Annotated in this window: 10 protein-coding genes and 1 pseudogene; 6 read left to right on the top strand and 5 right to left on the bottom strand. The window is 68.0% G+C overall.

Annotated features, from left to right (window positions below; all coding sequences use genetic code 11):
- The first annotated feature begins 198 nt into the window (after positions 1-198).
- Positions 199-2,442 carry an RICIN domain-containing protein gene (locus AB0L95_RS38115; protein ID WP_365170623.1) on the top strand — a complete coding sequence of 748 codons (2,244 nt, stop codon included), beginning with the start codon at positions 199-201 and terminating at the stop codon, positions 2,440-2,442.
- A gap of 221 nt (positions 2,443-2,663) precedes the next feature.
- Here the strand turns inward: AB0L95_RS38115 and AB0L95_RS38110 are convergent, their stop codons facing one another.
- The 4 genes from AB0L95_RS38110 to AB0L95_RS38095 all read right to left on the bottom strand — a co-directional run bounded on the left by AB0L95_RS38110 (position 2,664) and on the right by AB0L95_RS38095 (position 10,125).
- Positions 2,664-4,079, bottom strand: coding sequence for a hypothetical protein (locus AB0L95_RS38110; RefSeq protein WP_365170621.1), 1,416 nt, complete (start codon positions 4,077-4,079; stop codon positions 2,664-2,666).
- Positions 4,080-4,443: 364 nt separating this feature from the next.
- Positions 4,444-7,812 carry a lectin gene (locus AB0L95_RS38105; protein WP_365170619.1) on the bottom strand — a complete coding sequence of 1,123 codons (3,369 nt, stop codon included), beginning with the start codon at positions 7,810-7,812 and terminating at the stop codon, positions 4,444-4,446.
- A 966-nt stretch (positions 7,813-8,778) separates the two neighbouring features.
- Complete coding sequence (locus AB0L95_RS38100; protein WP_365170617.1) at positions 8,779-9,204, bottom strand: DUF6210 family protein; 426 nt, start codon at positions 9,202-9,204, stop codon at positions 8,779-8,781.
- Positions 9,205-9,357: 153 nt separating this feature from the next.
- Positions 9,358-10,125 carry a methyltransferase domain-containing protein gene (locus tag AB0L95_RS38095; protein ID WP_365170615.1) on the bottom strand — a complete coding sequence of 256 codons (768 nt, stop codon included), beginning with the start codon at positions 10,123-10,125 and terminating at the stop codon, positions 9,358-9,360.
- Between the two features lie 242 nt (positions 10,126-10,367).
- On the opposite strand from AB0L95_RS38095, the gene AB0L95_RS38090 reads away from it, so the two are divergent.
- The 4 genes and pseudogenes from AB0L95_RS38090 to AB0L95_RS38075 all read left to right on the top strand — a co-directional run bounded on the left by AB0L95_RS38090 (position 10,368) and on the right by AB0L95_RS38075 (position 12,984).
- A complete protein-coding gene (locus AB0L95_RS38090) occupies positions 10,368-10,883 on the top strand; it encodes a GNAT family N-acetyltransferase (protein WP_365170613.1) in 516 nt (171 codons plus the stop codon).
- Between the two features lie 71 nt (positions 10,884-10,954).
- A pseudogene (locus tag AB0L95_RS38085) lies at positions 10,955-11,268 on the top strand (transposase); the annotation flags it as partial.
- Between the two features lie 83 nt (positions 11,269-11,351).
- Positions 11,352-11,705: a hypothetical protein gene (locus AB0L95_RS38080; protein WP_365170670.1), complete on the top strand. Its 354-nt coding sequence runs from the start codon at positions 11,352-11,354 to the stop codon at positions 11,703-11,705.
- 298 nt (positions 11,706-12,003) lie between these two features.
- A complete protein-coding gene (locus AB0L95_RS38075; protein WP_365170611.1) occupies positions 12,004-12,984 on the top strand; it encodes an alpha/beta hydrolase in 981 nt (326 codons plus the stop codon).
- Here the strand turns inward: AB0L95_RS38075 and AB0L95_RS38070 are convergent.
- The gene (locus tag AB0L95_RS38070) at positions 12,941-13,129 is read right to left on the bottom strand and encodes a hypothetical protein (protein WP_365170666.1); all 189 of its coding nucleotides are present in this window, start codon (positions 13,127-13,129) and stop codon (positions 12,941-12,943) included. The genes AB0L95_RS38075 and AB0L95_RS38070 overlap by 44 nt on opposite strands.
- A gap of 117 nt (positions 13,130-13,246) precedes the next feature.
- Here AB0L95_RS38070 and AB0L95_RS38065 point away from each other — a divergent pair, with 117 nt between their 5' ends.
- Entirely contained in the window at positions 13,247-14,020 is a 774-nt protein-coding gene (locus tag AB0L95_RS38065; protein ID WP_365170609.1) for a class I SAM-dependent methyltransferase, read from the top strand.
- Positions 14,021-14,226 lie beyond the last annotated feature (206 nt).

Genomic DNA, 14,226 nt, shown 5'->3' with positions numbered 1-14,226 from the left:
GCCACGCAGCGTCTACTGGTACGGCTGGACCAGCAGTAACTCAACGACCACACCGTCCTGTGGGGGCGGCGCTCTCCTCTCCGCCCCTCTCCGGCAACATAGTTCACGACTTATCTTTTGATGTGTATTGACGCCTCGACAGGCTGCGCCTACCGTCCCATCCGCATCGCGCCCCACAACGCGACCGAGGAGACACGCGTGACCCACGTTCTCGCCGTGCTCGTCCGAGCCCGCCGTCACCACAGACGTACAGCAGTCCTTACGACCGCCCTCCTACTGCCGGCCGCCGCCGGCATCGCGCTGGTGTCCGCCCCGGCTGCCAGCGCCGCGACCATCCCCACCACTCCGACCACCGTCGTCAACGGGAGCAGCGGCAAGTGCGTGGACGCTCGCGCTGCGGCCACCGGCAACGGCACCGCCGTGCAGCAGTACACCTGCAACGGCAGCGGCGCCCAGTCGTGGCAGTTCACCGCGACCGACAGCGGCTACTACCGGATCGGCGCGGCCTCCGCACCGAACCAGGTCTGGGACGAAACCGACGTCTCCACCGCCGACGGCGCACTGACCCAGCTGTGGCTCTACGGCGGCGGTGCCAACCAGCAGTGGCTGCCGGTCGCCGAGGCGTCCGGCGCGTACCACTTCGTCAACCGCAACAGCGGCAAGTGCCTCGACGTGCCGTCGGCGTCCACCGCCGACAGCGTCCAGCTGCAGCAGTACACCTGCAACGGCACCAGCGCCCAGTCCTTCACATTCACCGGTGGCATCACCCCACCGCCCAACACCCCGGACTTCGGACCGAACGTGACGGTCTTCGATCCGTCGATGCCGGTGTCCACCATCCAGTCCAAGATCAACTCGGTCTACGGCACCCAGCAGACCAACGAGTTCGGCACCCAGCGCAACGCGCTGCTGTTCACCCCCGGCACGTACAACGTCGACATCCCGGTCGGCTACTACACGCAGGTCTCCGGGCTGGGCCTGTCACCTGACCAGGTGTCGATCACCGGTGGAGGCGTGCACGTCGAGGGTCACACCAGCGACGGCAACGCCACGCAGAACTTCTGGCGCGACGTCGAGAACATGTCGGTGAGCCCCAGCTCCGGCAGCACCATGTGGGCCGTCTCGCAGGCCGACCCGTTCCGGCGGGTGGACGTACACGGCAACATGAAGCTGTGGGACGACACCCACGGCACCACCACCAACTGGTCCAGCGGCGGCTACATAGGCAACTCCCGCATATCCGGCCAGATCAACTCGGGGACCCAGCAGCAGTTCCTCACCCAGAACACCGCCCTGAACGGCGGCTGGACCGGGCACAACTGGAACATGGTCTTCGTCGGCGACACCGGCGCCCCGGCGACCAGCTTCCCCAATCCGCAGTACACCACCGTCGCCCAGAGCCCGGTGATGCGCGAGAAGCCGTTCATCTACGTCGACGGCTCGGGCAACTGGCAGGTGTTCGTCCCGTCGGCGCGCACCAATGTGCAGGGCCCGGACTGGGTCAACGGCACCGCTCCGGGCACGTCACTGCCGATCAGCCAGTTCTACATCGTCAAACCCGGTGACACCGCCACGACGATCAACAACGCGCTCGCCGCGGGGCAGAACCTGATCGTCACCCCGGGCGTCTACCACCTGTCCGCCCCGCTGAACATCACCCGCCCCGACACGGTGGTCCTCGGGCTGGGTCTGGCCACCCTCGTGCCGGACAACGGCGTCACCGCGATCACCACTGCCGACGTCGACGGCATCGACATCGCCGGACTGCTGATCAGCGCGAACACCACCAACTCCAACACACTGATGCAGGTTGGCCCGGCCGGCTCGACCGCCAGTCACAGCGCCGACCCGATCGTGCTGCACGACGTGTTCTTCCGCATCGGTGGCGACGTCGCGGGCAAGGCCACCCAGACGCTGGTGATCAACAGCAACGACGTGGTCGGTGCCGACCTGTGGCTGTGGCGCGCGGACCACACCAACGGCGTCGGCTGGACGACCAACCCGGCCGCCAACGGACTCATCGTCAACGGCAACAACGTGACCATGTACGGCCTGGCCGTGGAGCACTACCAGAAGTACCAGACCACCTGGAACGGCAACGGCGGCCGCACGTACTTCTACCAGAGCGAGACCCCCTACGACGTGCCCAACCAGTCCAGTTGGACCACCAGTGGGGGCGACCTCGGCTACGCCTCGTACAAGGTCGCCAACTCGGTCACCTCCCACGAGGCATGGGGGGTGGGTGTCTACGCCTATCTCCGGGACAACCCCTCCGTGGTCCTCGGCCATGCCATCGAGGTGCCCACCACGTCCACGGTGAAGTTCCACAGCATGGTCACCACGGTCCTGGGCGGAGCAGGCACCATCAACCACATCATCGACAACACCGGCAACCAGGTGACCGCCAGCAGCAATGTGGCCTACCTGGTCAGCTACCCGTAAGGCTTTCGCAGACCTGAGGCACACAGGACGGAGGGGCCGGCCGACCAAGGGGCGCATCGCAGGGGGCCGGCCCCCCATCCGTGCCGCAGGCTCGCGCCGGTCCGACCGGTCAGACAGTCGCGTGCGCTGTGACGCCATTGCCCGGTCAGCAGCGCCGAGGTCCGGTCGATGCCGGCACCGGGTGCCGACCGCCGCGGCCGGCACCCGCCCGACGAACGGCGTCAGCGGCGCCAGATCACCGCAGAGGTGTTGTTCGCATCGAGGGTCACATCGCCGCTCCAGGTCAGGAACGACTGCTGGGGACGGTAGTCCTGGCCGAGGAAGAAGCCCCGGTTGATGCCCGTGACGTGCACAGTGGCGCCGGTGTCCGTGCCGACCACCACACGATGGACGCTCACCTCGGCGATGTCCTCGGCCTTGGTGCCGGCCGGCAGCTCGACGGTCGTGGCCGCGGGGAGGTCACGGCTGATCGACCAGGTCGGATCGACGTGGTGGGACAGGTAGACGGTCTGCCCGGAGACGAGGCGCACACCGAGGGAGACTCCGACCCAGGAGGAGTCCGTGTTGGCGGGCTGAGTGTTCTCCTTGACCACCGCGTACAGGTAGTTGCGTTGGTCGCTCATGTCGGGCGTGAACGCCGTGGACGCCGAAGGAGCCTCGGCCTTGTGCTCGCGGAGCATCTCCTTGGCCATGATCTCGTAGGTCCACGGGTTGATGTCCATGAGGTGCTCGCGAGGCTGACCGGCCGGCAGCGTCTGCAGAGTCGACAGGAAGAAGCGCATCGGGTCGTCCACGACGTCGCACATGTTGTTGTTCGATGTGCAGGTCTCCAGCAGGGCGTGATCGTCCTCGTACTTGCCGGTGAAGTGCAGCGTCGCGTGGTTGGGCGCCTGGTAGGTGTCGCTGCCCGCAACCCGGTGGCCGTGCTCGTCGACCTCCACGGAGTAGATCCACTCGATGTCGGTCGTGCGACCCCAACGAGCCATCAGCGCAGGGGTGTTCGTCCCGCCGTCCTCGTTTCTCCACACGACCGAGTAGGTGAGGACCTGGTGGCCGGGAGTGGCGGCCGGGGCGATCTCGTGCCAGGCGATGAGCGGCGTGTCAGTGGTGGCGTTCTGGTACGGGCTGCCGAGGTCGGCGAGGCCGCGCCCGTAGACGACCGGCGCGTAGCGCAGCACCAGGTACTCGGGGCTGTTCGGCGCGTAGGTCGTGACCCGCAGTGCATCGACGAGGGCGGAGGTGGCGGCCGCCGGGGAGCCCTCGTCGGAGAAGTGCAGGCGCAGCCTGTGCACACCCGCGTAGAGGTGACCGAGCGCGAGCTGCCGGTGAAGGGGCTGCCCGCCGGAGACGACGAGGTCGGTGGCGTGGTGGCCGTCGACCGAGATGGACACGACCGCCGACTCGGCACCCGCCACGGCCCAGTCGGTGCCCGGTGCCGCGGCGTTCAGGTCGATGACAGCCTCGCCCGACCTCGACACGACGATCGGCACCCGTACATCCGGGTGATCGCGGCGGACTTCGATGTGTCTCGTATGGGAGCTCCCGCTCGGGAGCGTGTCTGCCGTGGCCGGCGCGGCCAGGCCCGCCACGGCCATGAAGACGGCGATCGGCGCGGTGATCAGTTGGACAGCTCGCATCAGATTTCCTCGATCGCAGGGAATCCCTCACGGGCGGGCTGGGCGGCCCGGTGCGACCGTGCAACGTGGCCCGCGAGCGACACTGGTCAGCGGCAGGTCTAGTGGCCGAGATTGACCGGACGACGAAAATCGAGGGTCAATGCGCCAAAGTAATGGGGGGTTCGACGATGGGCGTTCGACCGGCCGGGCTGAACGTCTCAGGGCCGAGCCGACGGGCTCGGACGGAGCCGGCGCCGACACTCGTGAGGAGGCGGACCGCTGAACGTGGCCGCCCACGCCGAGCTGATCGGATGGCGAGATGATGGCGGGCCGGCCCCGGGCTCACGCCCGGGAACCGGCCCGTCGTCGTCAGCGCCTGTCGGCCTCAGTGGCCGAAGCCGTAGGCGAACAGGTGGTCCGAGCCCGTCGAACCCGTCACCGGCAGCGTGACCGACGCCACCTGCTTGGACGCGTCGAGCGAGACCTTCGTGGCGAAGACGTAGGTCTTCACGTTGTCCCGGCCTCCACTGCCGGTGTTCCGGTAGCCGGTCGAGACGGCCGTCGTCTCACCCCGGAGCGGCTTGCTGGACCCGGCGTTCAGCGTCCAGTCCGAGAAGCCGACCGTCGCCTTGGTGGTGGTGCCGTCGGTGTAGGTCACGGTCACCGTGCCGGAGACTCCGCTGCCGTCGGTCGGCGCGTTGGCCGCCGTGCCCAGCAGGCCCAGCGACGCGCCCGACGTACCGGCCGGCATCGGGATGGTCTGGCCGGCCATCTCCAGATTGTCCAGCTGACCGGAGGTCACCGTCGGCCAGGTGTAGGAGATGCCGTCGACCGTGACGGTGGAGCCGCTCGTGACGCCCGCCGCCGACAGCGCGTTCTGCGAGAACGCCCAACCGCCGCCGTCGAAGCCGCCCGAGTACTTCGCACCGTCGGGGTAGATGCCCTCGTTGGTGTCGTACGGCCACAGCGCACCGGCCTTGGCCACGGCCACCCGGAGGGTCGCCCCGCTCAGTGCCGCGCCGGTGCTGTGGTCGGTCAGCGCGAAGGTGACCGGGAACGTCCCCTCGCTCGCGCCCGCCGTCACATGGACCTTCGCCTCGGCACTGCCGGAGGCCGGCACGGTCACCGAGCCGGACATCGTGTCCAGGGTGACGCCGGAGGGCGCCGTCGCCTTCCAGTCGGCCGTGACGTCCTTGCTGCCGAGGTTGGTCAGGTCGAGTGTGCCGTCACCGGACGCGTTCGGCTGAAGCACCAGACCATCGCTGGTGGGACCGGTCGCGGCCAACACCCGGTCACCGCCCGTGGTGTCCGACGGCGGCACCGCCGACGAGTCGGACGCCCAGGACTTGTCGGGAGTGGTGCCGAGCGTGAAGTCGACCGTGCCCGCGCCCTTGAACTGCTGGTAGGTCAGCCAGGAGGTCTTCCACTCCTTGCCCTTGACGTCGAGCGACTGCACGTACGGCGCGTCGGGCGCGGCCTGCGGCGCATTGATCTGCACCGTCTTGCCGTCACCGAAGGTCACCTTGGCCGCCGGGAACGCAGGGCTGCCGAGCGCCAGCGTGTCCGCGCCGGGGGTCTCCGGGTACATGCCGAGCGCCGACCAGACGTACCAGGAGCTCATCGCGCCGAGGTCGTCGTTGCCGAACGAGCCGACCGGAGCGTTGAAGTACAGCTTCTGCTGGGCCTCGCGGACGGCCGCCTGGGTCTTCCACGGCTCGCCCGTGTAGTTGTACTCCCAGGGGATCTCCACGCTCGGCTCGTTGCTCAGGTCGGCGTCGGTGTTGCCGGGTTTCGTGATGTTGTCGAGCAGGCTGTCCAGGAAGGACGAGTAGGCCTTGTCACCGCCGCGTGCCTGGATGAGCTGCTGGAGGTTGAAGGGGACCATCGGCGTGTACTGGGCCGACGTGCCCTCCACGAAGCCGTTGGAGGTGCCCGGGGTGAATCCGCCCGCGAACTGGCCGTCCTTGTTCTTTCCCTGGATGTAGCCGGTCTGCGGGTTGAAGACGTTCATCCAGTCCTGGGCGCGGGTGGCGAACTTCTTGTAGACGGCCGTCTTGCCCAGCGACTTCGCGAAGGCGGCGAGAGCGTAGTCGGCGGAGTCGTACTCCAGCTGTGTGGAGGCCGGGCCGTAGAAGTTGCAGCAGCCGTAGTCGTTCTCGTCCAGCGGGAGGTAGCCCTTCGCGTCCCGCACGGACTCGCCGGGGCGGTCGTTGTTCGGGACGGTGGCCTCGTGCTGCAGGGCGGCGAGCGCCTTGTCCGTGTCGAAGCCCCGGGCACCGAAGGCATACGCGCCGGCGATGATGCCGGCGGCCGGGTCACCGACCATCACGTAGCTCTCGCCGTTGTTGGAGGCCCACTTGGGCAGCAGGCCCGTCTGGTCGTAACCGTTGAGCATCGAGGTCACGACGTCGCTGGCGACTTTGGGCTCGGCCATCGCCATCAGCTGGGTCTGGGAGCGGTAGGTGTCCCAGCCCGAGTAGTTGGCGTACTGGGCCTGCTGCCCCTTGGCCAGCTTGTGGACCTGATTGTCCATGCCCATGTACTGGCCGTTGGCGTCCGAGAAGACGTTCGGGTGCAGCAGCGCGTGATAGAGCGCGGTGTAGAACTGCACCTGCTGGTCCGAGGAGCCGCCGCCAATCCGGATCTTGTTCAGCACCGCGTTCCAGGCGTCGTGGTTCGCCTGCTTGACGGCATCGAAGTTCCAGTTCTTGATCTCGGTGGTGAGGTTGTCGGCCGCGTTGGCGTCACTCGTGTACGAGATGCCGACCTTCGCGTTCACCGTCGGGTTGGCGGACGTGTCGAACGTCAGGTACATGCCGTTCGCACCCGTCGTGGGGGGCTGGACGGCCTTGCTCGTACTGCCGGTCTTGCCCGTGGCGGACGCCCGGGGCGCAACTGCACCGCTCGGCGCCGGGGACGGCGTACCGGAGGCCTTGCTGCCGCTCCCGTGTACGGTCGGGGACGGTGCCGCGGGAACGGTGAAGTGCCTCTCCTTGAGCGGCTTCGACGGGTGCGTCGGAAGGGTCTGCTGGGCCCTGCCCGCCTTCAGCGAGGTCGCTCCGGGGTTGATGGTGCTGCCGACCCAGGTGCCGCTCGCAGTGAACGGCTGTTCGAACTTGATGTCGAAGTGCAGCGTGTAGCGGTTGCTCGCGCCGCAGAAGTGACCGCTGTCGATCGAGCCGCTGATCTCCTTCTTGCTCACCACCTGGACGCGGGTCCCGTCCACCTGCGTGGCGCCCCCGCTGAGCTTGAGCAGCAGGTTCGCCTGGCTGCCCGCGGGGAAGGTGAAGCTGCCCAGGCCCGCGCGGGTGGTGTCGGTCAGCTGGGTCTCGACCCCGTTGGCGTCGCTGACCTTGTAGGACCCGATGCCGGCCTGCTCGTCGCTGTGGTTGAAACCGACAGACGTATTGCCGAGGTTGCCCGACAGTGCGCCGGTCACCGGCAGGATGGGCAGGTCGCCCGCGACGCCGCAGCCGGGTCCCGAGACATGGGTGAGGCTGAAGCCGGAGATCTTGTTGTCGTCGTACTCGTAGCCGCCGCCCGAGGGGCGGTCGGGCGTCGTGTCGGGACCCCACTGCACCATGCCGGCCGGCATATCGGGGCCGGGGAAGGTGTCCACCGCACCCGAGGTGCCGATGAGGGGGTTGACGAGGGACGCGGGGTCCTTCACGAAGGCCGGCGTTGCGGCGCTCGCGGCATAGGCGCCGCCGACCGCCGGTAGCGGTAGTACGGCGATGCCCAGGACGGAGACCACGGCCAGGCGTTGGCGAAGTCTCTTTCGGTTACGTGGCGCAGCTGAACGTCGAGGTCGGACCATCGGTTGCCTCCGCAGCGGTTCGTGCTTCGCACCTTAGGTGCTGACGTTCCGAAGATCGGGAACGCCAGCGACAGACAACGGTGCCGGGTCGCTCGAACGGCCTGACAACGTTGCCATGCGCGAGTGTCGAGTGAAACGTGTGTACTCACGACATGTCAACGAGGCCAACGGGACTTTTTGAGCGCGAAGTTCACAGTCAAGTGTTTTCGGCGCCACGGTCCGGGGGCCGGCGAGCGGCCCCGGCCGGCCTTCACGCACGGGTCGCCGGGGGTCCGGGACGCAGGGCCGCCCCCTCCGCCGCCTCAGCCAGAAGCCGAGGTGCGCGTGGGGCGGTTGACGCCCCCTCAGCGCGGGCTCCTTCCAGACCGCCGCCACGAGCGGCACCACCGATGGCGCACGCGAGCACTGGATCTCTCCCGTCTACTGCCCGCCCGCCGGTCCAGCACGGAAGCGGTGAGCGACGTCCACCTCTCCCCCGGCGAGACGGTCACCCTTTGGATCCGGGACATAGGCTCCACCACGCGACGCACCGTGCCATTCCGCTATGCCACCATCGTCAAAGAGTTCTCGACGACGTCTCCCGCATCGCATCGCAAAAGTGACGTGCAACGACGCTACAGACGCAGGGGTGGCGATTGGGTAGTTCATCGACAAGCAGGGCTTTATGCCCTGTCTGCGACGACCCGATCAGGCGGACAGCGTGGTCGGCCCAGGCCGATGCGAGGGTGCGGCTCCGTCCCGGAAGAAGGCGTGCGCGGACGCTGCCGTGGCGTCGGCCTGGCATCACCAGGATCGCGAGCGGGCGGCGCTTGCCGTCACAGGAGAGGGGGACTCCGGTATTGATCTTGTGGTGGGGCGAGGTGAAAGGGCTGAGGCAGGGGTCGAATCGGCGGATTGGACAACTTAATCCGAGTTGGCCCACAGCAGCATTCCAGGCCCATCCGGCGTGATCACCGGAATCCATGACTCATCAGCGTCACGGATTCGGCTTTCGCCCAGCCTCAGGGCATGCAGCTCCTCGGTGTGTCCGTCGAATGCCCAGTAGCGGATGGTCTCGATGATTCCGCGGAGCTTCCTGCGTTCATCGTCCGCCCACGAGTAGTTCCACGTGCCGCCGCCGGCGAACTCCTCCTCGAACGGTTGGCGCCGTGAGTCCAGCGCATCAGGACCGAACACCGGCACCAGGAAGCCCTCCACCTGCCCCTGTCGGCATGCGTGACCGCCGTACTGCTGGTGGTAGAAGACGCCGGTCGGTGCCTCGACGACCACGTGCAACCACCCGTCGGCCGTGTCGTCCTGATCGAGAGTTACGTAACGTCGAGAGCTCACGGCGGCAGTCTTCTCGATCGCTGGTCGCTACTTCAACGACGTTGCCCGCCTCACGGTCAATTGCCAGACACGCCCGAGGGGCCTGTTCGGAGTCGTGATCAATGTGTTCAGGCGCTCGGGCGGTCAGGCAGCCGTGCACGAGCAGCGCCCTGGTCAGTTCTTTCGAGCAGTCATCAGAGCGAAGGTGAGGAACTCGCCTCCGTCCGCGGTGAGCATGTCGATCACGGTCTGGTTTGCCTGGTTGTCCCTCTGGTGTTCGGCGCATGCCTGGGTCCACAGGAGCCAGTCGCGCCAGCCGTCCTGTTGGAGCCGGGCGGAGGTAACCGTCACCAGTTCGGTGATCTCCCACTGGAAGCGCCACCACTCGGCTGTGTGCCAGGCGATCGCTTCCCAGCCGACCGCTTTCTTGATGTGCGTGGGGATCGCTCCGAGCTCGCGGATTTCCCGGGTCAATGCGGGTGTCGCTACGCCCAGCTGCCCGCCCGGACGCAGGAACCGTACGAGGTAGGGCAGATAGGTGTCCGCCGTGCCGAAGTACTCGAACGCGTCGACACTCACGATGGCGTCGAAGCTGTCCGCCTCGAACGGCAGGACATGCGCCTCTGTGCGTACGGCTTCCACGCGGTCGGCGACACCGGCCTCGGCGAAGACGGCGGCCGCCTCGTCCGCGCTGATCCACCAGTCGGCGGCGACAACCTGGACGCCGTACTCGCGGGCCAGAAACACCGAGGTGGCGCCCCTGCCCGAACCGAGGTCGAGGACCCGCATCCCCGGCCGCAGATCAAGGTCCCGGGCCAGGTCCTCCAGCAGCCACAACGGATTCGGCCCCATGTCCAGATCGAGCAGCCAGGCAGGATCGTAGCGGGACGAACGCGGGTACCGGTCGGGGCGTATCAGGTTGTTCACGGCAGTCACGGGCATCGACCCAAGCGGATCACGGGCGCTGCGGCAACTCCATTTGACTGTGGCGGCTGACGACTGATCGAAAACCCTTCGCACAGGCGGGGCGAGGGTTGCTACTGTCACGCCAGCGCGAAAGACGCGCGATCACGGGATGAGGAGGGTGATGAATATGGCCGCCGTCGGCTCTCGTCTGCATGCCCTCATCCGGCCCGCGCGATAACACAGCGCGGCCCGGTCGTTCCCACGACCAGGAGTGATCCATGTCTGCCTCCTCTTCATCAGCCCCTGAGCAGCTCACCACCGACCGCCTTGTTCTTCGGCCCTGGACCACCGCGGAGGCGACTGCGGTCCTCGGCAACACCAGGTCGGTGTTCTGGGCGGACGACTTCCCTGCCGAAGGCGACCGCGTCATCGCCGGCCTCTTCGAGCAGCACCCCACCTGGCTCGGCGAACACGGCCACCGTCTGATCGTCGAACGTGACAGTGGCCTGGTGGTGGGCTCCATCGGCCTGTTCTGGCCTCCCACCGGGGGAACCATCGAGATCGGATACGGCCTTGTGGCGTCCCGCCGCGGCCGGGGCTATGCCACCGAGGCCGCCCGGGCCCTAGCGAACTTCGCCCTCGCCCTGCCCGATGTCCACACCGTGGCCGCGGGCGCGGAGCTGTCCAACCCGGCCTCCGTGCGCGTGCTGGAGAAGGCGGGCTTCCACCGGTGGGCCACCGAGGGCAACGTGGCCCGTTTCAGGATCGCCAGACCAGACCGCCGCGAGCAGTGATCTGGCGGGGCCGGCGCAATCACCGCCGGCCCCGGCACATCGACAACGCGCATAGCCGGCAGCGCGCTCGCGTGGCGCGACATGAACTCAGCGATATCGAGTGGGCGCTGATCGAGACATTCCTGCCGGTCGGCCGCTACGGCCCCTTCCCGGAGCACCTGCGCGAGCAGTTCGAGGGGGTGATCTGGCGGTTCCGTACCGGTTGCCAGTGGCGGGAGTTGCCGCCGAAATCCGAGGCCTGGCAAACGGTCTACCAGCGGTTCGCCAGTGGCGCGAGGCCGGCGTCTTCCATGTCCTGCCGGAGGGCATGATCGCCGAGGCCGCCCACCGCGGACCGACGGACCTGTCCCTGGGCAGCGTCGATTCCACGGCGGTCCGCGCCCATCCCGCAACACCGATCTCCACCGGGAGCGAAACACGGTGGCGCGCGGCGTGCGGAGCCGCATTTCGGGTGGCAGGATCAGGCGGGTGTCTGTCATCAGCAAGCTGCAGATCAAGCCCGGTCACAGTGTCGCTGTACTGGGCAAGCCCGACGACGTCCACCTGGAGGTTGAGGCCATGGGTGACGCGGCCTCGGCCGATGCGGTGCTCGCCTTCGTGACCACCTCCGATGACCTTCTCGCGGCGGACGCGCAGGCGGCGCTTGCCGCCGCGCAGCGCGATGCTCTCGCCTGGGTGGCCTACCCGAAGGGCGGAAAGCTCGGAACGGACTTGAACCGCGACACCCTGGCCGCCGCGCTGTCCGAGCGGGGCGTGCGGCCCGTACGGCAGGTTGCGATCGACGACACCTGGTCGGCGCTCCGGTTCCGACCCGCAGACTGATCTCCGACAGCACGTCACGAGACGGCGGTCGCGATGCCGTCATAGCGGCTGCCGCATCAAGGCGAGTTGGACCGTTGCTTCAACTTCACCCTCCGGGCGCCGCACCGCAGCCAGGTCCTATTCCGGCTCCAGCCTCCACCCGACCGAGGCGTGCCAGCGCCGAGAGCCGGACTTGCTGCATCGGCAAACAAACTCGTCTTCTCGGCAGGACTATCCGCATGATCGGCGTTGGATCAACGGAACTGCGGAAAAGGGCGTCTTGGCACACAGCAGGCCAACGGCCCTGGAGGAGGGACAGATGTCGCAGCACATCGCAGAGATCACACACCGGCTGGTGTCCTCACCCGGAGGCCGGATTCACCTCGTGGAGCAGGGAACCGGGCCGCTGGTGCTGCTCGTCCACGGCTTCCCGGAGTCCTGGTACTCGTGGCGCCACCAACTGCCGGTACTCGCGGCGGCGGGATACCGCGCGGTCGCCATCGATGTCCGCGGCTACGGCCGCTCCTCCAAGCCTGCCGCGACAGACGCGTACCGGATGCTCGACCTCGTGGAGGACAACGTCTCGGTGGTGCACGCCTTGGGCGAGGAGTCGGCGGTGGTCATCGGCCACGACTGGGGCGCCGCCATCGCCGCGAACTCCGCCCTGCTGAGGCCGGAGGTCTTCCGCGCGGTGGGACTGCTGAGCGTTCCCTACGCCCCGCGCGGCGGACCCCGCCCCAGCGACGTCTTCGCCCGGATGAGCGGCGACGAGGAGTTCTACATCTCGTACTTCCAGGAGCCCGGCCGCGCCGAGGCCGAGATCGAACCCGATGTACGCGGCTGGCTCGCGGGCTTCTACGCGGCCCTGTCCGCCGACACCATGCCCGCACCCGGCGCCCCCGCTCCGCACTTCGTCAGTAGCGCCGGGACGCTGCGGGACCGGTTCCCCCTCGGCCGGCTCCCCGCCTGGCTCAGCGAGAGCGACCTCGACGTCTACGCCGGGGAGTTCGAGCGCACTGGTGTGACCGGCGCGCTCAACCGCTACCGGAACATCGACCGCGACTGGGAGGACCTCGCCGCCCTCGACGGCGCCCCCATCACCCAGCCGTCCCTGTTCATCGGCGGCAGCCTGGACGCCTCCACGACCTGGCTGGCCGACGCGATCAAGGCGTACCCGGTCACGCTGCCGGGCCTGGTCGCCTCCCACCTCCTTGACGGCTGTGGCCACTGGATCCAGCAAGAACGCCCCGCCGAGGTCAACCGACTCCTGACCGACTGGCTCGCCGTGCTGCCCGTCTGACGCACCCGCACACGCTGTCCGGCGAACGGCAGTTCGCCCTGGGGGCTGAAGACGCGCAGCCGGTAGTCCGCGTGGCCCCGGACAGATCCATCCGGCGTGCCAGACGCTGCATCTCCTCGCCGGTCAGATCCGTCCCATCAAGCACGATCTCAACCGCGTAGCCGCGATTCGGGCTCGTGGAGAACACGTCGACCTGCACAAACGAACGTGCGCGCACCCTAGGTGCCTGTCCGTCGGATCATGTGACTACTAGGCTGCGACGATGGAACGCGTAGCCGACGTGCCCGAGAGCTTCGACCAGCCTGCAGATCCGGCCCAGGCGAATGACTACGACAGCTTCGCCGAGGCGTACTCGGCGGAGAACGAGAACAACCTCGTGAACGCGTACTACGAGCGGCCCGCGATGTTGGCCCTCGCCGGAGACGTGGCCGGCCGTCGGATCCTGGACGCCGGCTGCGGCTCGGGCCCCCTGTCCGCTGCACTGCGCGACCGCGGTGCCGTCGTCACCGGCATCGACGCCAGCGCCGGGATGCTGGCGTTGGCAAGGCGGCGGCTCGGTGACGACGTAGCCCTGCACGTGGTCGACTTGAGCGACCCCCTGCCGTTCGCCGACGGTGCGTTCGACGACGTGGTCGCGTCGCTGGTCCTGCACTACCTGCAGGACTGGGGGCCGACGCTGGCCGAGTTGCGGCGAGTGCTCAGGCCCGGCGGCCGGCTGATTGCGTCGGTGGACCACCCTTTCGTGGCCTACACGATCCAGGATCCTCGGCCCGACTATTTTGCGACCACCAGCTATACCTTCGACTGGAAGTTCAACGGGCGGCCCTACCCGATGAGGTTCTGGCGCAAGCCGTTGCACGCGATGACCGATGCCTTCACCACCGCCGGCTTCCGCCTTGCCGGCATCAGCGAGCCGCAGCCCGACCCGGCCGCCCGTGAACTGTTCCCCGACGGCTTCCAGGACCTTTCGACCAAAACCACCTTCCTGTTCTTCGTCGTCGAGGTACCGCCGTCGGCTGCCGGCTCGGGCGACTAGCCCGTCGCGGATCACGAGCGGAGCCAGAATCGGATCGAGGCGACGATGACGGTGCCGTGGAGGATGTAGGCGCGTTGGTCGGACCCAGCGCGGCCGACCGTCGGCCGATACGCCCTGAAACAACGCGCACGACGCCCAAAGGGGACGCGGCCACCCCCGCCCTCGATCACCAGAGCGGCTTCCGAGGCGCCGGCACGTTCCGTCAG

This window comes from Streptomyces sp. NPDC052036 (assembly GCF_040680495.1).
Classification (GTDB): Bacteria; Actinomycetota; Actinomycetes; order Streptomycetales; family Streptomycetaceae; genus Streptomyces.
This window is presented reverse-complemented; position numbering and strand designations above follow the sequence as displayed.

Excerpts from the sequence above, each read along its gene's own strand:
- AB0L95_RS38110 (WP_365170621.1), bottom strand. The coding sequence starts at position 4,079 with ATGCGAGCTGTCCAACTGATCACCGCGCCGATCGCCGTCTTCATGGCC.
- AB0L95_RS38095 (WP_365170615.1), bottom strand. The coding sequence starts at position 10,125 with ATGCCCGTGACTGCCGTGAACAACCTGATACGCCCCGACCGGTACCCG.
- AB0L95_RS38090 (WP_365170613.1), top strand. The coding sequence starts at position 10,368 with ATGTCTGCCTCCTCTTCATCAGCCCCTGAGCAGCTCACCACCGACCGC.
- AB0L95_RS38075 (WP_365170611.1), top strand. The coding sequence starts at position 12,004 with ATGTCGCAGCACATCGCAGAGATCACACACCGGCTGGTGTCCTCACCC.
- AB0L95_RS38065 (WP_365170609.1), top strand. The coding sequence starts at position 13,247 with ATGGAACGCGTAGCCGACGTGCCCGAGAGCTTCGACCAGCCTGCAGAT.